Raw genomic sequence first — 19,545 nt, forward strand, 5'->3', positions numbered from 1 at the left:
ACGGTCGGGGGTGACGGTGCGTCAGCCCTGCGTCGAGTACGCCGCGAGGTCGCCGACGAAGCCGTCGTAGATCGACGTCGCGCCGGCCGACTGGTTCGCCGGGATCGCGTCGGCCAGGACCGAGAAGACGAGCAGCCGGTCGTCGGCCGTGACCACCGTCCCGGCGAGCGCGCGCACCTTGGGCAGGCTGCCGGTCTTGGCGCGCGCGAGCCCCCTGGCCGCGTTGGTACCCGTGAACCGCCCGTGGCTGCTGGCGAGCGTGCCCGACAGGCCCGCGATCGGCATGCCGACGGCCTCGCTGCGCAGCTCCGGATGCTCGGGGTCGACCATGATCTCCAGCAGGTCCACGAGCTGCTGCGCGCTCAGGTACGAGCCGTCCCCGAGGCCCGAGCAGTCCCGCAGGCGCGCGCCGGTCATGTCGATACCGAGCCGCTTCGCGCTCGCGATCACGGCCTGCGTCGCGCCGTCGTTGGAGCCGGGCAGGCCGGCGTCCACCGCGACCAGGCGCCCGAGCACCTCGGTGATCGTGTTGTCGGAGTACTGCATCGCGAACCCGACGATGTCGGAGAGCGGGGCCGAGCTGACCTCGCCGAGCACCCGCGCGTCGTCGGGGGCGCTCCCGTCGATCACGGCGCCGGCGGTCTTGAGGCCCTGGGCCTCAAGGGCAGCGGAGAAGGCCTCCGCCGCGTACTTGCCGGGGTCGGACGCGCGGGGCCCGTTGTCGCTGTAGCCGTCGGACAGCAGGCCGACGTTGATCCCGACGGACGACACGGGCGCGACGTAGCCAGCGGCGATGTCCGGGCTCGCGACGGTCGGCGCGATGTCGTCGCCGGTGAAGAGCGTGTCGTCGAGCGCGACCCGCACCTCGGTGGTGCCGGTGACCTTCACCTTGGCGGCGACCTGCCGCGCGAGGTCGCCCAGCCCTGCCCTGCCGTTAACCGCGTTTGGGTCGCCCTTGCCCGCTGACAGCATCATGTCGCCGCCGCCCACCAGGACCACCGTGTTGTCGTCCAGGAGGACGGCCTTGGTCTGCAGGGTGGTGTCCGCGATGGACGACGAGAGCGCGGCGACCCCCGTGAACAGCTTCTGCGTCGACGCGGGGGTCATGAGCTTGTCCGGGCTCGACGAGCCGAGCACCTCGCCCGAGGCGCCGTCCGCCACCATGACGCCCACGCGGGACCCGAGCCGCTTGTCCTTGGCCAGGTCCGTCACCAGGCGCTGGATCTCCACGCTGTCCGGCACGGGCGCCTCGCCGGGCAGGCCCGACAGGAACGCGGCGGGCGCGGGCCCCTCGACGGCGCCGGGGGCGGACGGGAAGGGGTTGGGCTGCGGCCACGGCGCGGCGGTGGTGAGCGTGCCCGGCACGACGTCGTAGGCGTCCGCCACGAGGTACCCACCGAACAGTGCGACGATCGCGGCGACGGCGGCGCCGGAGCGCAACCCCCACTCCATGGGCATCCTCTCGATCGTCACGTGAAAGCCATAGCCAACTCTAGTGGCGGCAAACCACTCGACGCGCACGACGGCAGCGATTCACGCTGAATTTCACCCGCTCGCGTCACCCCGGCTCCGCGCGCACCGCGCACGCTGCGAATTATGCCGAACGCGGACAGTGGTCCTGACCACAGGCACCGGCCCGGACACAGGAGCCATGGCACACTGGACGGGCGCACGGCCGCCGCCGCGGTAAGACACTTCGGCGACCATCATTCGAGAACTGGAGCACATCGGCGTGGAGTTCGACGTCACGATCGAGATCCCCAAGGGTCAGCGGAACAAGTACGAGGTGGATCATGAGACCGGACGCATCCGCCTCGACCGCATGCTCTTCACCTCGACGCGCTACCCCGACGACTACGGCTTCATCGAGGGCACCCTCGGCGAGGACGGCGACCCGCTGGACGCGCTGGTCCTGCTGGAGGAGCCCACCTTCCCGGGCTGCCTGATCAAGTGCCGGGCGCTCGGCATGTTCCGCATGCGTGACGAGGCCGGCGGCGACGACAAGGTGCTGTGCGTGCCGACGGGCGACCAGCGCGCGGCGTGGCGCCAGGACATCGACGACGTCTCAGACTTCCACCGCCTGGAGATCCAGCACTTCTTCGAGGTCTACAAGGACCTCGAGCCGGGCAAGTCCGTCGAGGGCGCACACTGGGTGGGCCGGGCCGACGCCGAGGCCGAGATCGTCCGCTCGTTCCAGCGTGCCAAGGACACGGGCTACTACGACAAGCACTGACCCCCTACGGCCACCGACCGATCAGGGCCGGCCGGCGTAGGGCATCGCGTCGGTGAACCGCAGCGGGTGCTCCGCCACCGGCTGCCCGGGCAGCGTGGCCTCGATCATCATGCCGTCGCCCGTGTACATGGCGACGTGGTAGATCGACGACGGGTCGCTCGGGTCCGAGCCGTAGAAGATCAGGTCGCCGGCCCGCAGCGACCCGTAGTCCACCTTGCCGACGACGAGGTACTGCGACCGCGAGGACCGCGTGATGTGCACGCCCTGGCTCGCCCACGCCATCATCGTCAGGCCGGAGCAGTCGTAGAACAACGGGCCGGCCGCACCGAGCTGGTAGGGCGCCCCGAGCCTCGTCCGCGCCCAGGCCACCGCACCGATCCCCAACGCCTCCGACCCGACCTCGCCGGAGGACGGCGGGACGACGGGCGCCGGCGGGACCACCGGCGCGGGTTCGGGCGCCCAACCACCGAGCGGCGGGATGTCGCCGGCCCCGGAGCCACCGGCGTCGGCCTCGGAGTCGGCCTCTGCCGCCTCGGCACGCGCACGCGCCTCGAGCTCCGCCCTCGCAGCCGCCTCGCGCGCGGCAGCGGCGGCGGCGACCCGCGCGGCCTCGCGCGCCCGCTCGATCCGCACGCTGGTCTCCCGGAGCTGCGCGAGCCGCGCGACCAGGGCCTGCCGCTGCGCCTCGACCGCCCGGGTGCGCGCCGCGAGGCCGGCCGCAGCCGCCTGCGCGGCGCCGAACGCGGCCTCCGCCCGCTCGGCCACCGCGGAGAGCTCCTTCTTCGCGGCCGCCCACCGGGCGTTCGCAGACTCCCAGGAGGCGCGCGCCTCCTGGTACGCGGCGAGGGCCCCGCCGAGCTTGCGCTGCACCGCACGCTCCGCGGCACTGCGCCCCACCAGGTCGGGCACCGAGTCCGCCCCGAGGGCGACGCCCAGCGGCCCCAGGTCCGCATCGCGCGACGATGCCCGGTACACCTCGGCGAGGCCCGCCCGCGCCGTCTGCTCACCCCTGCGCGCCTCCGCGGCGGCGGAGCGGGCCGCCGACACCGCCCGCTCGGCCTGCGCGACGGCCTGCTGGGCCTCGGCGTAGTCGGCCGCCGCGACCTGAACCCGCACCTGGGCCGCTTCGAGCCCCGCGCGGAGTGCCACGAGGGCGGCCTCCGCCTGCCGGACGTCGAGGGTCCCTGCCGCCACCGCGTCCCGCGCGGCCTGGGCGTCCTCGGCCGTCGGCGGGTCCGCCTCTGCGCTCGGGCCCCACGGGAAGACCAGGGCGAACGCGAGGACCGCCGCGCCAAGGGCACGGAGGGCCAGCACGGTGCCGTGCGCGTGCCACCCGGAGCCGGCGACCGGGTGCCCGGCAACCCCGCCCGTGAGACCGGCCCACCGGCCGGCCGACTCGTCCAGACCTCGGATCCGCCGCATGATCCCCCTTTCGATCCGCGCACCTTCGGCGTGTCGCCTTGCGCAGATCCTGTGAATCACTCCGTTGTTACCCGTCCAAATGTGCCCCGGGCCTCCGACTCGCGCATCCGGAAGCGCTCCACCCGAGGCCCCAGCCCAGACCCAGGTGTCTCGCATCGTGGTCTCGCACTGCAAGACGCAGGTTCCCCCGACCCGCCACGCGGGTTACGGTCCCAGGCATGAGTCGTCGAATGTGTCGCTGATCCCAGCGCACGTTCGCCTGCCCACGACCGGCAAGAACCCATCGACGGATCCAGCCGCGTCCTGCGGACCACTGCGCACACGCCCACAAGGCAAGCCCGGTACCGAGCCCACCACCCCGAGCCGCAGGAGCGACATGGCCATCCACACCCCTTCGGCCGCCCAGAGCGCCCGCACCACGCCCTCCCCGGTCCGCGAGGCGCGCGTCCCCTTCCCGGCCGACGGCGGTGTCACCGCGCCGTCGCGCTCCCGGAGCAAGCCCCCGGTGCCCGCGAGCGGCGCCTGGCGTGAGGGCGACGACCCGGGGCAACGGCAGTTCGCCGACGTCGGCGACGTCGACCTGGAAGCCGGCGGGCGGCTGCCCGCCGTCCGCGTGGCCTACGAGACGTGGGGCACCCTGAACGCCGACCGGTCCAACGCCGTGCTGGTGCTGCACGCCCTGACCGGCGACTCGCACGTCACGGGCGAGGCCGGCCCCGGCCACGTGACCGCCGGGTGGTGGACGCAGATGGTGGGCCCGGGCCGGCCCATCGACACCGACCGGTACTTCGTGGTGGCGCCCAACGTGCTCGGCGGCTGTCAGGGCACCACGGGGCCGTCGTCGGCGGCGTGGGACGGGCGCCCGTGGGGCGGCCGGTTCCCCTACATCACCACCCGGGACCAGGTGGCCGTGGAGATCGCGCTGTCCCGCGAGCTCGGGATCCGGTCGTGGGGGCTCGTGATCGGCGCGTCCATGGGCGGGCTGCGCGTGCTGGAGTGGGCGCTGCTCGGGCCGGAGGCCGGCATCGACGTGCGGAACCTCGCGGCCATCGCGACGACCGCCCAGACCGGCGGGGACCAGATCGCGTGGGCGCACCCGCAGCTCGCCGCGATCCGCGTGGACCCGCGGTTCCGCGGCGGCGACTACTACGAGGCGGCCGACGACGACGGGCCGCACACCGGCCTCGGCATCGCGCGGCAGATCGCGCACACCACCTACCGCACGGGCTATGAGCTGGACCAGCGCTTCGGGCGCCTGCCGCAGGGCGGCGAGGACCCGTTCGCCGGCGGCCGGTTCGCCGTGCAGTCGTACCTGGACCACCACGGCGACAAGCTGGCGCGCCGGTTCGACGCGAACTCCTACCTCGTGCTCACCGAGTCGATGCTGTCGCACGACCTCGGCCGCGACCGCGGCGGCGTCGAGGCGGCCCTGAGCCAGATCACGGCCCGCACGCTCGTGGTGGCGGTGGACAGCGACCGGCTGTTCCCGCCCGAGCAGTCCGCGCGGCTCGCGCAGTGGATCCCGCGGGCGGAGCCGCTGCGCATCGTGACGAGCGACGTGGGGCACGACGGCTTCCTGGTCGAGGCGGACCAGATCGGCCCCATGGTCGGTGAGTTCCTCGGGTAACCATCGAGCGGGGGCCACGGCCCGGGGCTAGCGTGGCCGTATGGCAAAGCTCAACCCGTACCTCAGCTTCCGGTCCGAGGCGAAGGATGCCCTGGACTTCTACCAGTCGGTGCTCGGCGGTCAGCTCGACGTCAGCACGTTCGGTGGGAACCCGATGGAGGGTATGCCCACCCCCGACGAGGACAAGGACCTCGTCATGCACGGCCAGCTCGACACCCCGGGCGGCCTGACGATCATGGCGGCGGACACGCCGTCGTTCATGGAGTACGTGGCGCCGTCGGCCGGCGTGACGGTCGCCCTGACCGGCGGCCCGGACGACCACGACTACATCAGGGGCGCCTACGAGAAGCTGTCCGACGGCGGCACCATCGGCCAGCCGCTCGAGCTCGCCCCGTGGGGCGACCACTACGGCGCGCTGACCGACAAGTTCGGCATCTCGTGGATGTTCGACATCGGGACCGAGTGATCAGCGGGTGATCTTTCCTTACTGAACCTGGCTCCAGTAATCTTCGTCGGGCTGGTCGACGCGGACCAGCCCGACGAAGAGGAGCGTCCAGTGACCCAGCGCCGTGCACTCTCCATCCTGATCTCCCTCGGCCTCGTGACGTCAGGGGCCGCCGTCGTATCGGCCCCGGCCCAGGCCGACCCGCCACCCCGTGAGGTCCTGTTCGTCGCCAACAACTGGGACGGCACGGCGTCCGTGGTGTCGTCGGGCGCCGACCTCACGCCGGTCGGGCACGTGAACGTGATCCCCGACCGCGCCGAGCGGATGCGCGAGATCTACCGCGACCCGATCCGGCTGGCGGCGTTCCTGGTGATCCGGGAGACCGTCGGCGAGGGCAACGACCAGTTCGCCGACGACATGTACACCACCCCGGACGGCTCGTCGCTCGTGGTCTCGCGGCCGAGCTTCGCCGACGTCGTCTCGATCAGCCTCGCCACGGGCGAGGTCGAGTGGCGGTTCCCGGTGTCCGGCTTCCGCGCCGACCACATGGCCGTGTCGCCCGACGGGACGCAGGTCGCCGTCTCGGCGTCGACCAGGAACCGGGTGCACGTGCTGGACATCGAGACCGGCGTCGAGGCCGGCTCCTTCCCCACGGGCGACAAGCCGCACGAGAACATCTACACGGCCGACGGCCTCATTTGGAACATGTCGATCGGCGAGGTCAACAACGACCTCGACGACCCGGCGCTCGACTTCCTCAAGGGCGACCGCGTCATCACCGTCGCCGACGCCGAGACGTTCGAGGTGGTCCGCGAGATCGACATGCGCGACCGGCTCGACGACGCCGGTCTGGGCCACCTGTCCGACGCCGTCCGCCCCGCCGCCTTCAGCCCCGACGAGTCGAAGCTGTACTTCCAGGTGTCCTTCTTCGGCGGGTTCCTGGAGTACGACGTCGCGAGCGACCGGATCACGCGGGTCAAGACGCTGCCGAGCGTGTTCGACGGCCGCCGCTCCGACATGGTCAACGACTCGCGGCACCACGGCCTCACCATGGAGCCCTCGGGCGAGCACCTGTGCGTGGCGGGAACCATGGACGACTACGCCGTGGTCGTGGACCGGACCACGCTCGCGGAGGGGCCGCTGATCGAGGCCGCCAAGCCGTACTGGTCAACGGTGACCGGCGACGGCACGGCGTGCGTGGTGTCGGAGGCCGAGGCCGACCAGGTGACCTCCATCGACTTCGAGACCGGGCAGAAGATCACCTCGGTGGCCGTGGGCGACCACCCGCAGCGGGTACGCCTCGGCACCGTGCCCGCCGGCTGGTCCGGCACGGCCGCCGGGTAGGTTGAGGGCATGCTCGCCGCCTACGTGACCCGCTTCTCGCCCGACAGCCCGCTCGACGGCCTGGAGGTGGGTGACCGGCCGGAACCGGAGGCCGCGCAGCACTGGACCACCGTGGACGTCCGGGCGGCGAGCCTGAACCAGCACGACCTGTGGTCGCTGCGCGGCGTCGGCCTGCGGGAGCAGCAGCTCCCGATGATCCTCGGCACCGACGCCGCCGGCGTGGCCCCCGACGGGACCGAGGTGATCGTGCACGGCGTCATCGGGGCCGACGGCCACGGCGTCGGGCCGCAGGAGCGGCGCTCGCTCCTCTCGGAGCGCTACCCCGGGACGCTCGCCGAGCGGGTGGCGGTGCCGACGGCGAACCTCGTGCCCAAGCCCGCCGAGCTCTCGTTCGAGGAGGCAGCGTGCCTGCCGACGGCGTGGCTCACCGCGTACAGCATGCTGTTCACGCAGGGCGGCCTCGCCCCGGGCGACCGCGTGCTGGTGCAGGGCGCCGGCGGCGGGGTCGCGACGGCGGCGGTCGCGCTCGGCGCCGCGGCCGGGCTGGAGGTCTGGGTGACGTCGCGCTCGGCCGAGAAGCGGGAGCGTGCCGTCGCGGCGGGCGCCGCCGGCGCCGTCGAGGTGGGCGCCCGCCTGCCCGCACGGGTGGACGCCGTGCTGGAGTCGGTGGGCCAGGCGACGTGGGCGCACTCGATCCGCTCGGTCCGCCCGGGCGGCACGGTCCTGGTCTGCGGCGCGACGTCCGGCGACGCCTCGCCCGCCGAGCTGACCCGGATCTTCTTCCAGGAGATCCGGGTGCAGGGCGTCACCATGGGCTCGCGGGAGGACCTCGACGCACTCGCCCGGTTCTGCGCCCGCACCGGCGTCCGCCCGGTGATCGACGCCGAGGTGCCGCTCGCGAACGCCGCGGAGGGGCTGGCCCGGCTGGACGGGGGCCACCAGTTCGGCAAGGTCGTCGTCCGGCCGTAGCCTGGCCAGAGTTTGCTTACAACGCTGTCAGCGAATTCCGCCCAAACCCTTGACCGTGACCCCGCGGGTCCGCGACAGTGAGCCAGAGAGCGCTCTCTCACTCTCACCCCTGTGCACGTCCGACGTCCGAAGGAGCACGTCCATGCGCAAACATCTCCGTTCCCTCGCGGCCGCGGCGGCGGCAGCGTCCCTCCTCACCCTGGGCACGCTCACCCAGGTCACGACGGCGGCAGCCGCCGCAGCACCGCTCTCCCAGGGCCGGCCGGTCACCACCTCCAGCACCGAGTTCGACTGGAGCACCGGCGCCGCCGCCGTCGACGGCGACCCGGGCACCCGCTGGTCCAGCGCGGCCGCCGACAACCAGTGGATCCGCGTCGACCTGGGCTCCGTCCAGGCCATCGACCGGGTGGTCCTCGACTGGGAGACGGCGTACGCGTCCGGCTACCGCATCGAGACGTCGGCCGACGGCTCGGCCTGGTCCACCCTCTACTCGACCACCACCGGCCGGGGCGGCGACGAGAACCTCGACGTCGACGGCACCGGCCGCTACCTGCGCCTGTGGGCCACCCAGCGCGCCACGCAGTGGGGCGTCTCCCTGTGGGAGCTGCAGGTCTTCGGACCGGGCGGCTCCGCGCCCGGCGACACCCTCCTGTCGTACGGCAAGACCGGCACCGCCTCCAGCTCGCAGCACGACAGCGCGTGCTGGCTCTGCTCACCCGACAAGGCGTTCGACCTCGACCCGGCCAGCCGCTGGGCCGTGAGCCCTGACACGGGCTGGGTCGACGAGGGCTGGATCGCCGTCGACCTCGGCGCCGCCGCGCACGTCAGCAGCGTGGTGCTGCAGTGGGACCCGGCGTACGCGACCACGTTCGACATCGACGTGTCCGACAACGGCACCACCTGGCGCACCGTCTACACCACGACGAGCGGCACCGGCTTCAAGCAGACCATCCCGCTCGACGCCGACGGCAGGCACGTGCGCGTGCACCTGCGGGACCGGAGCGGCCCCTACGGCTACTCGCTGTGGGAGTTCCAGGTCTACGGCAGCGGCGGCGCGCCCACCACGCCGCCCGCCGAGCCCGCCGACCCGAACTTCGACGACCTCGACCTGGTCTGGAGCGACGAGTTCGACGGCGCGGCGGGCACCCCCGCCAACGCGTCCCGCTGGACCATCGACCCGGGTCTGCCCGCGAACAACGAGCTGGAGGTCTACACGCCGAGCGGCAACGGGTTCCACGACGGCCAGGGCAACTTCGTGCTGGAGGCACGCCGCGAGGACCGCGACGGGCGGCAGTACACCTCGCACCGGATGAACACCTCGAACAAGTTCCACGCGCAGTACGGCCGGTTCGAGGCGCGCGTCAAGGTCCCAGAGGGCCGCGGCCTGTGGCCGGCGTTCTGGATGATGGGCACCGACTTCCTCGACGGCCGGCCGTGGCCGTACAACGGCGAGATCGACATCATGGAGTTCATCGGCCAGAACCCGACCACCGCCCACTCCACGCTGCACGCGCCCGCGTACAACGGCGGCGGTGGCTACGGCGGCTCGTACACCCTGCCCGACGGCTCGAAGATCTCGGCCGGCTTCCACACCTGGGCCGCCGAGTGGGACAGCGAGGGCATCCAGTTCTCGCTCGACGGCCGCGACGTCTTCTACGCGGACCGCGACACCGTGGAGTCGACCCGCGGCCCGTGGGTCTACGACCACGAGTTCTACCTGATCCTCAACCTCGCGGTCGGCGGTGACTGGCCCGGCCCGCCGGACGCGAGCACCCCCTTCCCGTCCCGCATGCTCGTGGACTACGTGCGCGTCTACCAGTAGCGGCCCCGCCCCGCCCGCTGCCCGACGGCGGGTGGTCGCCTTCGCGGGAAGGCGACCACCCGCCGTCGGGCACCTCGGGTATAACTGGCGGTATGCCGCCCGCCCGCTCCGCGCGCCCGACCCTCGAGGCCGTCGCCTCCGTCGCCGGGGTCTCGCGCGCGACCGTGTCGCGGGTGATCAACGGGGTGCCGACCGTGGACCCCGAGATCGTCGAGGTCGTGAGCCGGGCGATCGAGAAGACCGGCTACGTGCCGAACCTCGCGGCCCGGTCGCTGGTGACGCGGCGCACCGGCTCGGTGGCGCTGGTGGTGTCGGAGCCGCCGGAGCACCGCTCACCGCTGCCGTTCCTCGAACGCCTCTTCACCGACCCGTACGTGGGGCGCGTCACCGCTGGGGCACAGGAGGTGCTCCGGCCGCGCGACATCCACCTCGCGATCATCCCCGCCGACCCGCCCGCCCACGACCAGGTGGTGCGGTACGTGCGCCAGGGGCACGTGGACGGCGTCCTGCTCATCACGTCGAGCTCCACAGACCCGCTGCCCGGCCGGCTGGCGGAGCTCGCGGTGCCGCTGGTGCTGTCCACCCGCACGACCGTGCCCGGCGTCGCCTGGGTCGACCTGGACCAGGCCGAGGGTGGCCGGCTCGCCGCCGCGCACCTCGCCGAGACCGGGCGCACGCGGCTCGCGGTGGTCGCCGGGCCGCCCGACGCGCCGTTCGGGCACGCCCGGCTGCAGGGCTTCCTGGACGGGGTGCGCGCGGCGGGGCTGCGGGAGCCCGAGGTGGTCACCGCCGACTTCACCCGCCCGGGCGGCGAGGCGGCGGCCCGGGAGCTGCTGGCCGCGCGGCCGGACGTGGACGGCGTCTTCGCGGCGAACGACCTCATGGCCGACGGCGTGTCGACGGCGCTCCGCACGGCCGGCCGGGACGTGCCGCGGGATGTCGCGGTGGTGGGGTTCGACGACTCGAGCGTCGCCGCGCAGGCGCACCCGCCGCTCACGACGGTGCGTCAGCCCGTCGAGGACATGGCGGCGGCCATGGCCCGGCTCCTGCTCGACGCGCTGCGCCAGGCCCAGGACCCGCACGGCGAGACCGTCGCCGGGTCGGAGACCTTCGTCCCGGAGCTCGTGGTGCGCGCCTCCGGCTGATTTGCTGGCCGATCAGGAGAACCGGCGGGAGAACTCCTCGACCAGCGTGGGGCCGGTGTCGCCGATGCGCCACACACTCCAGCCGTCGGCCGTGTACGAGCCGGAGGCCGCCGTCGCCGCCGAGTCGGGGTGCCGGTAGCGCGCGCCGTTGGCCAGCTCGATCGAGCCGTCCGGCAGGAGCATCGCCTCGAAGTGCTGGTTGCGCCGCGGCCGCGACCACACGATCCGCGTGGGCGTGCCGACGCTCCGGGCGAGCGCTTCGAGGTCGGGGTCGTCCTCCTCCTCGAACAGCATCGGGGTGCTCGCCCGGATGCTCTCGCCCGGGGGCACGGGCCGGGCCGGCGCCTCGGGAGCGCTCGACGGGTACGGGTCGGCGTCGAACGCCGTCTGCCCGTAGCCGTCGTCCGGCGCCGTCAGGTAGCCGCCGGACTCCCACGGGCTCTGCTCGGTCACGACCGGGGCCGCGCCGTCCGCGTACGACTCGTACGCCTGCTGCTCGCCGTAGCCGTACCCGCCCTGCCCGTCGTACCCGGGAGGCTCGGGGTTGTAGCCGTACGCGTCCGAGGTGGGCGCGAAGGACGACTCGGTGCTGTACGTGGGCTCCGGGTTGTAGCGGGGCTGCGTGACGTCGAAGTCGATCGGCTCGTTCGACGGCGTCGCCGCGTAGGCCGGCGCCTCCTCGTACGGCGCGGGCTGCCAGAGGTTCTCCTCGACCGGCGGCTGCGGCGCGGGCGGCGGCGGTGTGTAGGCCGGCTCGGCCGACGGCGTCGGACCGGACACCGGGTAGCCCGAGGTCGGCTCGTCCGGGGCCGAGGCCGCGAACCGGTCGGTGCGCGAGCGGCGCCGCACCGCCGGCGTCGGCTCGGCGGGGGTCTCGACGCGTGCCGGCTGGGCGCCGCCGAGCGAGGAGCGGCTCGCGGACAGGCGCGGCGGGGTGCTCGGCGTCGGGCGCGACTCCGAGCCGGGACGTACCCGGGAGACCGGGGAGCTCGGTGCGCTCTCGCTGCTCGGGCTCAGCGGGGCGTCCTGCGCGGGCGCGGTGTCGGACGCGGCGGCGGCCTGGGCACGGCGTCCGGCGCGGGTACCGGCCGGACGCTCCGGCGTGGCGCGCTGCGCGCCGGCGCGCAGGCTCGACCGCAGGCCGGTCGCGGCGTTGGTCGGGCCGGAGGGCAGGCTGCTGCCGGACGGCGACGCCTGCGGCGTGCGCTCGGACCGCTCGGTACGGGCCTGGGGCGCCTGCGCGACGACCGGCATCTTGCCCGTCAGGGCGTAGCCGACCTTGACGCCCTCCTCGAACGCGTCCTTCGGCGCGGCGGAGCCGCCGCCGGCCACCCCGCCGGTCACGCCCGTGTCCATCGACGTGCTGACCGAACCCTTGAGCGAGCTGGTGATGGTGCCGCCGATCGGCGCCGACTTCGGCGCGGGCAGGCCGGGCGGCAGGTGCACCACGAGCGGCGAGACGTCGAGGAACTTGCGGCCGTCGTCCGAGTTGACCACGCCCATCTTCAGCACCTCGACGGGCATGGTGGGCTGGCGCAGGAAGTCGACCGCGTTGAGGATCTCGTCGGGCGCGTTCTGGCAGATGATGATGAGCCGCGCGCCGTTGCCGCTGTTCTTCCCGGCCTGGGTGCGGGTGATGGGCACGCTGTCGTAGAACGCCGCGACGTCGTGCTGGAACGAGTTCGCCCCGCCGCTGTAGCGCGCCGCCAGCTCCGCACGGGTCAGCCGGCCGGCCGCGCCCGCGTGGTCGAGCGCCTTGGCGAGGTTCGCCCGGTCGAGGTCGGCGACGAGCTCGACCACCACGGGCGAGCCCGACGCGTCCAGCGCGAGGAGGTGCGGCTCGTCAGGGCCGGAACCCTGCGCGATCGGGAAGACCTCTTCGCCGAGGAGACCGTCGATGTGGGAGTCGACCACCTGGTTGGCCGTGGTCTTCAGGCCGGGCTCCGAGCCGTTGGCGCCGCCGGCGGACGTCACGAGAAGCGGCCGCTGGGTATCGACCTCGAACAATGGCATCTCGTGATCTCCCCGGGTCCTGCGGCATCGGTCCGCCTTAGCCTAAAGCCCGACGGCAGGCGAGCGGAAACACGCCGGTGAAGGTGTAGTGATACTTGTCCGACGCCCAGGGTCCATGTCATGACAACGATCCACGCCCCTGCGTCCCTGTCCCGGCGACCTCTCGTCGCGGGCCGGCAGGGTGCGCCCGGTCGTGGATGAAGGCCTCTGACGAGCAGGTCCGCTACCGACAAAGCGGACCTACTCGCGGGGAAGGCTCAGGAGTGCCCCGTCTCCGACTCGTCGGCCGCCAGCCGCTCCTCGACCCGGGCGATCTTGCTGTCGATCTGCCCGGCCGGGGCGCCCGGCCGGATGTCGGCCTTGATCACGAGGGACACGCGGTGCCCGCCGCGGGCGACCGACTCGGTGGCGCGCTGGATCACCGGCATCACCTCGTCCCACGACCCCTCGATCTCGGTGAACATCGAGGTGGTCCGGTTCGGGAGCCCGGACTCCCTGACGATGCGGACGGCCTCGGCGACCTGGTCGGCGACGGACTCGCCCGCGGTCATGGGGGCGACGGAGAACGCGAAGACAGCCATGTACCCATACTCCCCCGTTGCGCCGGGGACCCGCACCGGTGTTCGCCGCGCGTGTCCGGCGCGAGTGTTCGGGAGCAGGTGTCAGACGCTCGGGCCGCTCTCTGCCTGTGGCGGATCTGACACGTCGGCGCGGTTCCGACAGGTCCCGCGCACGTAGGCTCGACGCGTGAACGTCACCCTCCTCGCGGGCGGGGTCGGCGGTGCGCGGCTCGCGCACGGCCTCGACCTCGCGCTCGGTTCGGCGCCCACCGGTACCCCGGACGCGACGGCGCCTCACGGCGCGTCGGACGCCACGGCGCCCGACGCCGGCACCTCGGCCCTGACCGTCGTCGTGAACGTCGGCGACGACGTCGAGCTCCACGGCCTCGCCATCTCCCCCGACATCGACACGGTCCTGTACACCCTCGCCGGGCTCAACGACGAGGACCGCGGCTGGGGCCTGCGCGGCGAGTCGTACGCGACCCTCACCGCGCTGAAGGACCTGGGCGAGGACACCTGGTTCACCCTCGGCGACCGCGACCTCGCCACCCACATCGTGCGGACGGCGCGGCTGCGCCGGGGTGAGCCGCTGTCCGCCGTCACGGCGCACATCGCCCGCTCGATGGGGGTCCGCCCGCTGGTCCTGCCCGCCACCGACGACCACCTCGCCACCTTCGTCGACACCCCGGCGGGCCGGCTCGGGTTCCAGGAGTACTTCGTGGGACGGCGGCACGCGGACGCCGTCCTGGGCCTGCACTTCGCCGGGGCCGACGCCGCCCGCCCCGCCCCCGGCGTGCTCGATGCCCTGGCCGCCGAGCTGGTGGTCCTCGCGCCGTCGAACCCGTTCCTGTCGATCGAGCCGCTCCTCGCGGTGCGCGGGGTCCGCGAGGCCCTCGCGACCGCATCCGGCCGCCGCGTCGCGGTGAGCCCCATCGTGGGCGGACAGGCGATCAAGGGCCCGGCCGCGCAGATCCTGGAGTCCCTCGGGCACGAGGTGTCCGCCCTCGGCGTGGCCCGCATCTACGCGGACCTCGTGGACGTCATGGTCATCGACGAGCGGGACGCGGCCCTCGCCGACGCCGTCGCCGACCTCGGCCTGACGGTGCACGTCACCGACACGATCATGGGCGGCCCGCCCGGCCGCGAGCGCCTGGCCCGCGAGCTGCTGGCGTTCGCGTGACCCCAACGTCCGGCCCCCCGCAGCATGGCCGGCGCACGACGGCGGTGGTGCCGCTGCGCGACGGCGTCTCCGGCAAGTCCCGGCTGGCCGCGGTGCTGGACGCCGGGTCGCGGCGCCGGCTCATCCGCGTGCTGGCCCGGCACGTCGTGACCGCCCTCCTCGCCGCCGACGGGATCGAACGTGTGGTCGTGGTGACGGCGGACCCGGCCTTCGCCCGGGAGACGCTGGCCGGGCTCTCCGTCGAGATTCTGGAACAGCCCGCCGACCGGCCGGGGCTGAACGCCGCCCTGGAGTACGCCCGCGACGTCGTCCGGGCGCGCGAAGCGGACGCGCAGAGCGAGACGGATAAGGCGGGCGAGACGGATGCGCCGAGGGCTGCCGAAGGGGACACGGCCGGGACCGATGCTACCGAGGTGGGCGCGACCACATCGGGCGCTGCCGAAGGGGGCCCAGCCCAGACGGATGTCGCAGAGCCGGCACCCGGCGCCCGTCTCCTGGTAGCCCACGCCGACCTCCCCGCGCTGACCCCGACGGACGTCGAGGCGATCCTCGCCGAGGACGCCCCGGTCGTCGTCGCGACCGACCGCAACCGCTCGGGCACCAACCTCCTGCTCGTCCCCTTCGAGGCGCTTCGCCCCTTCGAGACGGCCGGATCGCGGTCGCGGTTCAGGTTTCGGTTCGGGGAGGGCTCGTTGGGGGCGCATCTTGCGGAGGCCGAGGCTTGGGGGTTGGAGGCGACGGTCGTGCACCGGCCGGGCACCGCCGTCGACCTGGACACCACGGACGACTGGTCGCAGCTTCCGGAGGAGGTGCGCGCCGCCGTCGGCCGGCAGGTGCCAGGACTGCGTCACTGAGAGTGCGCAGTGTCTACTGTCGGTGACACGGTCAGCGCAGCATCTCTTTCTCGGGCGGCCGCCGCCTCGACCGCCGCGCGCAGGCTCCGCAGCGCCTCCGGCAGGCGCGCGTCGGCCAGGTTTCCGTAGCCGACCACGAGCACGGTCGACCGGGCCGACGGCGCCGCCTGGTACCGCCGTAGGTCGACCAGCGAGACGTCCCGAGCGGCACCCTCCCGCACGACGGCGGCGGCGTCCAGCGCGGCCGGAACTGTCCCAGCCAGATCGAGCCCAGCCAGGTCCACCGTCACGTGCATCCCAGCGGCGATCCCGCCGATCCGCGCGCCGGGCAGCTCACGGTCCAGGCCGGCCAGGAGCGCGGCCCGGCGTCGGGCGTAGCGGGTCCTGGCCGCGCGCAGGTGCCGCGCGTACGCGCCGTCGGCGACGAACCGGGCGAGCGTGAGCTGGTCCAGCGTCGCCGGGCCGGGCGTGGGCCCGCGGCGGACGGACACCTCCAGCACGGCGGCGCGCCAGCGCTGCGGCACCACCATCCAGCCGATCCCGAACGCGGGCGACAGCGTCTTGCTCGTCGAGCCGAGCAGCAGCACCCGGTCCGGGTCGAGGCCCTGGAGGGCGGGCACCGGCCTGCGGTCGTAGCGGAACTCGGCGTCGTAGTCGTCCTCGATCACGAGCCCGTCCACCTCCCGGGCCCAGGCCAGCACGTCGGCGCGCCGGTCGTCGGACAGCGCGGCGCCGAGCGGGAACTGGTGGGCCGGGGTGAGCAGCACGGCCCGGGCGCTGGTGCGGGCGGCCTCCGCGCGCAGCCGGTCCGTGACGATCCCGGCGTCGTCCACGGGCACGGGGACGGGCGTGAGACCTGCGCCGACGGCGACGTCGCGCAGGGCGGCCCAGCTCGGGTCCTCGACGAGCAGGTGCGTGTGCCCGGCGTCGGACAGCGCGGCCGCGATCCGCGACATGCCGTCGGCGGCGCCCCGGGTGAGCACGACGGCGGCGTCGGGCGCCGACACGATCCGCGCCCGACGCAGGTGGGTCGCCACCGCCGTCCGCGCCGCCGGGTGCCCGGCGGGCGGCTGCCCGCCCAGGTCCAGGTTGGTGGCCTCGGCGAGGGCGTCGCGGGCCGCGCGCAGCCAGGCCTCGCGCGGGACGTGCCGCAGGTCGGGTACGCCGGGCGCGAGGTCGTGCGTCGCGCGGTCCGGCGCGCGCTCCAGTCCCACGTCGGACGGCGGCCGTTCCGGCCCTCGGCTCGACGGCGCACGCCCCGGCTCACCCGACGCCCGCCGTGCCCCCAGCGTCGAGCCTTCGCTGCCCGGGTGACCCGGGCCCGAAGGATCGGTACCCACCTGACCTGCCACGACGCCGTCGGGCACGGAGGAGGCGACCCGCGTGGCCGAACCCGTGCGCGCCTCGAGGATCCCCTTGCCCACCAGGTGCCCGTACGCCTCGGTGACCACCCAGCGGGAGATGCCGAGGGCGTCGGCGAGCGTCCGGCTGGGCGGCAGCGCCGTGCCGGGCGCGAGGCGGCCGGACGCGATGTCCTCGATGATCGCGCCCTCCAGCCGGTGCCGCAGCGCGCCCGGTCCGGGCGCGAGCGCGATGAGCACCTCGGCGGAATTGGTCTGGCCTGTCGCCATGGCATTGGACCGTACCACCAGACCGATCCCTGCCTAGCGTGGTGGGCACCGGGCGGGAGACACCCACCGGCCGAAGGAGCTGACATGCAGTACCGCACGCTGGACAACGGGCACACGTCGTTCGAGGTCTCGACGCTGTGCCTCGGCACGATGTTCATGGGAACGCGCACGGACGAGGAGACGTCGTTCGCGATCCTGGACCGGTTCGTCGAGGCCGGGGGCACGTTCCTCGACACGGCGAACAACTACAACGCGTGGGTCGGGGGCTACGGCCGCGACTCCGAGGACGTGCTCGGCCGCTGGCTCGCCGCGCGGGGCAACCGGGACGAGCTGCGGATCGCCACCAAGCTGGGCGCCGCGAAGAAGGACCCGAACCTGCCGCTGTCCACCACGCCGCCCACCAACTACCAGGGGCTGGCCGCCTCGACGATCGACCGCGAGGCGCACGAGAGCCTGCGCCACCTGGGCATCGACCACATCGACCTGCTCTACGGGCACGTCGACGACCGGGAGACGCCGCTGGAGGAGACCGTCGGCGCGTTCGGCAAGCTGGTCGACGAAGGGGTGGTCGGGATCCCCGGCATCTCGAACGTCACGGTGTGGCGGGTCGTCGAGGCGCGCGAGACGGCGGCCCGGCTGGGCGTGGCGCCGTACGGGGCCGTGCAGCAGAGCTACAGCTACGTGTACCCGCGTCCGCAGCCGATCCGGACCAACTGGGCCACGCCCGAGCTGCTGGACTACGCCCGGTCCACGGGTGTGCCCGGCCGGCCAGGGCTCACGGTGGTCGCGTACTCGCCGCTGCACCAGGGCATCTACGTGCGGGACGACAAGCCGATGTACGACGGTTCGGACCACGCGGGCTCGCGGGAGCGGGTCGCCGTGCTGCGGAAGGTCGCGTCCGAGCTCGGGGCGACGCCGAACCAGGTGGCCCTCGCGTGGCTCCTGGGCGGCGAGGTCCCGGTGGTCCCGGTGTTCGGGGCGAGTTCGGTGGCCCAGCTCGACGAGGCCCTCGCCGCCGTCGACCTGGTGCTGGACGACGACGTGCGGGCGCGGCTCGACGCCGCCTGACGGCCGCCGGGCACGGGGCGGCACGCTCGCCAAGCACGGGCCGGGCGCGTGGGCCCGGGCGCAGCGGGCCGCGCGCTTACCACCCGCCGCGGTGCACAACCTCCTCAAGGGGTTTGCGCTTGCGGCGGATGGGCGAGCCCTTCGCCCCACCTTCAGCAGGGTGCCCGACGGCGACGACCCCGGTGATCTCGAACTCGTCGGGGAGGCCGAACTCGGCCCGGACCGCCGGCACCTCGCCGGGCTGCACGCCGAAGAAGCATGCGCCCAGCCCCTCGTCGACGGCGGTCTGCAGCATGAGCAGCGAGGCCATGCCGACGTCGATGTGCCAGAACGGGGCCGGCCAGCGGGCCTCCGACTGGTCGGTCCAGCCCTTGTCCCGCTCCGCGTAACGGCGCAGGTAGGCGGCCTTGGACGCGAGCGCGAGGATGAGCACGGGCGCCGTCCGCATCCCCGCGAGCCAGGCCGACAGGTCGCGCTCGGAGGTCCCGGGCGTGGACGCCGCCCAGAACCGCTCCCGGTCCTCCGCCGTCTCCAGCACCACGAACGCCCAGCCCTGGCTGAACCCGGCGCTCGGGGCGCGGACGGCGTTGCGGGTGATCCGGTCGACGGCCTCGGCCGGGACGGGCTCGCCGGTGAACCTGCGATGCATGCGGCGCTTGCGGACGACGTCCTGGAACTCCATGAGGCTTATCATTCCCGCCGGGTCGATGGGAAAGACGAGCCGTCTCTTGGTCAGCAGTCTTCGAGGTCCGTCTCATCGGGCGAACACAGCACGATGCCGTAGGGGATCGGCACGACTCGCTCCGATCCCCCTTCCTCGGACGAGTAGCGCACGATCAGTTCGTCCGCTGACGCACTGTCGGCCGTCGACCGCGATCCTTCGATGATGAGCCAACCAGGCTCGTCATCGCAGCGCCGAGAGAGGCTATTGCTCGTCGGGTCGAATCCTGCGCCCTCAAGTGTCACGCGATCGTTCCCGAACCCGTCGGTCTCCTCAGCGATCGAGAACGCAGTGATCTCCAACGTGGATCCCGCAGGCACCCCTACCGACTCGATCTGGACCGGACCCGCCTCAGTATCATCGATGCACAGTGGAATGTCGCCGAACGTCATGGCCTCGCCGCGCTCCATGTCGGGAATCACCGACTTCACGGCCGTCCCGAGGTACTGCACCCGTGGCGCCAGCGGAGCCCCTTGGCAGCCAGAAAGAGCGCCTACGACCACAACGGCCG

The 19,545-nt window shown here is 73.5% G+C and carries 17 protein-coding genes; 10 read left to right on the forward strand and 7 right to left on the reverse strand.

The window, feature by feature from the left end:
• Positions 1 to 21 precede the first annotated feature (21 nt).
• Positions 22 to 1,473: a D-alanyl-D-alanine carboxypeptidase/D-alanyl-D-alanine endopeptidase gene (gene dacB, locus AC0QU1_RS24310; protein WP_483573083.1), complete on the reverse strand. Its 1,452-nt coding sequence runs from the start codon at positions 1,471 to 1,473 to the stop codon at positions 22 to 24.
• A 259-nt stretch (positions 1,474 to 1,732) separates the two neighbouring features.
• Between dacB and AC0QU1_RS24315 the strand changes: the two genes are divergently transcribed.
• Positions 1,733 to 2,233: an inorganic diphosphatase gene (locus AC0QU1_RS24315; protein ID WP_483573085.1), complete on the forward strand. Its 501-nt coding sequence runs from the start codon at positions 1,733 to 1,735 to the stop codon at positions 2,231 to 2,233.
• Positions 2,234 to 2,254: 21 nt separating this feature from the next.
• Here the strand turns inward: AC0QU1_RS24315 and AC0QU1_RS24320 are convergent, their stop codons facing one another.
• The gene (locus tag AC0QU1_RS24320) at positions 2,255 to 3,655 is read right to left on the reverse strand and encodes a C40 family peptidase (protein WP_483573086.1); all 1,401 of its coding nucleotides are present in this window, start codon (positions 3,653 to 3,655) and stop codon (positions 2,255 to 2,257) included.
• Positions 3,656 to 4,031: 376 nt separating this feature from the next.
• On the opposite strand from AC0QU1_RS24320, the gene metX reads away from it, so the two are divergent.
• The 6 genes from metX (at position 4,032) to AC0QU1_RS24350 (ending at position 11,007) form a co-directional block, all read left to right on the forward strand.
• A complete protein-coding gene (gene metX / locus AC0QU1_RS24325) occupies positions 4,032 to 5,282 on the forward strand; it encodes a homoserine O-acetyltransferase MetX (RefSeq protein WP_483573087.1) in 1,251 nt (416 codons plus the stop codon).
• Positions 5,283 to 5,322: 40 nt separating this feature from the next.
• Entirely contained in the window at positions 5,323 to 5,748 is a 426-nt protein-coding gene (locus AC0QU1_RS24330) for a VOC family protein (RefSeq protein ID WP_483573089.1), read from the forward strand.
• Between the two features lie 90 nt (positions 5,749 to 5,838).
• On the forward strand, positions 5,839 to 7,071 hold the full coding sequence (locus tag AC0QU1_RS24335; protein WP_483573091.1) for a YncE family protein: 1,233 nt from the start codon (positions 5,839 to 5,841) through the stop codon (positions 7,069 to 7,071).
• A 9-nt stretch (positions 7,072 to 7,080) separates the two neighbouring features.
• Positions 7,081 to 8,040, forward strand: a complete 960-nt coding sequence (locus tag AC0QU1_RS24340; protein WP_483573093.1) for a zinc-binding dehydrogenase — start codon at positions 7,081 to 7,083, stop codon at positions 8,038 to 8,040.
• A gap of 142 nt (positions 8,041 to 8,182) precedes the next feature.
• Positions 8,183 to 9,862, forward strand: a complete 1,680-nt coding sequence (locus AC0QU1_RS24345; protein WP_483573095.1) for a discoidin domain-containing protein — start codon at positions 8,183 to 8,185, stop codon at positions 9,860 to 9,862.
• A gap of 92 nt (positions 9,863 to 9,954) precedes the next feature.
• Positions 9,955 to 11,007 (forward strand): LacI family DNA-binding transcriptional regulator, encoded by a 1,053-nt coding sequence (locus tag AC0QU1_RS24350; RefSeq protein WP_483573097.1) that lies wholly within the window; start codon positions 9,955 to 9,957, stop codon positions 11,005 to 11,007.
• A 12-nt stretch (positions 11,008 to 11,019) separates the two neighbouring features.
• Here AC0QU1_RS24350 and AC0QU1_RS24355 read toward each other — a convergent pair whose 3' ends face one another.
• Together AC0QU1_RS24355 and AC0QU1_RS24360 are read right to left on the reverse strand one after the other, a co-directional pair.
• Positions 11,020 to 13,020 carry a restriction system modified-DNA reader domain-containing protein gene (locus AC0QU1_RS24355; RefSeq protein WP_483573099.1) on the reverse strand — a complete coding sequence of 667 codons (2,001 nt, stop codon included), beginning with the start codon at positions 13,018 to 13,020 and terminating at the stop codon, positions 11,020 to 11,022.
• Positions 13,021 to 13,277: 257 nt separating this feature from the next.
• Positions 13,278 to 13,601: a thiamine-binding protein gene (locus AC0QU1_RS24360; protein WP_483573101.1), complete on the reverse strand. Its 324-nt coding sequence runs from the start codon at positions 13,599 to 13,601 to the stop codon at positions 13,278 to 13,280.
• A 166-nt stretch (positions 13,602 to 13,767) separates the two neighbouring features.
• On the opposite strand from AC0QU1_RS24360, the gene cofD reads away from it, so the two are divergent.
• Complete coding sequence (cofD, locus tag AC0QU1_RS24365; RefSeq protein WP_483573103.1) at positions 13,768 to 14,760, forward strand: 2-phospho-L-lactate transferase; 993 nt, start codon at positions 13,768 to 13,770, stop codon at positions 14,758 to 14,760.
• Positions 14,757 to 15,614: a CofC family guanylyltransferase gene (locus AC0QU1_RS24370; protein ID WP_483573105.1), complete on the forward strand. Its 858-nt coding sequence runs from the start codon at positions 14,757 to 14,759 to the stop codon at positions 15,612 to 15,614. Before cofD ends, AC0QU1_RS24370 begins: the two co-directional genes overlap by 4 nt.
• Here AC0QU1_RS24370 and pdxR read toward each other — a convergent pair.
• Positions 15,608 to 17,245, reverse strand: a complete 1,638-nt coding sequence (gene pdxR / locus AC0QU1_RS24375; protein ID WP_483573107.1) for a MocR-like pyridoxine biosynthesis transcription factor PdxR — start codon at positions 17,243 to 17,245, stop codon at positions 15,608 to 15,610. The two genes, AC0QU1_RS24370 and pdxR, sit on opposite strands and share 7 nt — an antisense overlap.
• 84 nt (positions 17,246 to 17,329) lie before the next feature.
• Between pdxR and AC0QU1_RS24380 the strand changes: the two genes are divergently transcribed.
• The gene (locus AC0QU1_RS24380) at positions 17,330 to 18,313 is read left to right on the forward strand and encodes an aldo/keto reductase (RefSeq protein WP_483573109.1); all 984 of its coding nucleotides are present in this window, start codon (positions 17,330 to 17,332) and stop codon (positions 18,311 to 18,313) included.
• Between the two features lie 76 nt (positions 18,314 to 18,389).
• Here the strand turns inward: AC0QU1_RS24380 and AC0QU1_RS24385 are convergent, their stop codons facing one another.
• Both AC0QU1_RS24385 and AC0QU1_RS24390 read right to left on the reverse strand, forming a co-directional pair.
• Positions 18,390 to 18,995 carry a nitroreductase family protein gene (locus AC0QU1_RS24385; RefSeq protein ID WP_483573111.1) on the reverse strand — a complete coding sequence of 202 codons (606 nt, stop codon included), beginning with the start codon at positions 18,993 to 18,995 and terminating at the stop codon, positions 18,390 to 18,392.
• 50 nt (positions 18,996 to 19,045) lie between these two features.
• Positions 19,046 to 19,486, reverse strand: a complete 441-nt coding sequence (locus AC0QU1_RS24390; protein WP_483573113.1) for a hypothetical protein — start codon at positions 19,484 to 19,486, stop codon at positions 19,046 to 19,048.
• Between the last annotated feature and the right edge of the window lie 59 nt (positions 19,487 to 19,545).

This window comes from Promicromonospora noduliphila (genome assembly GCF_056951025.1).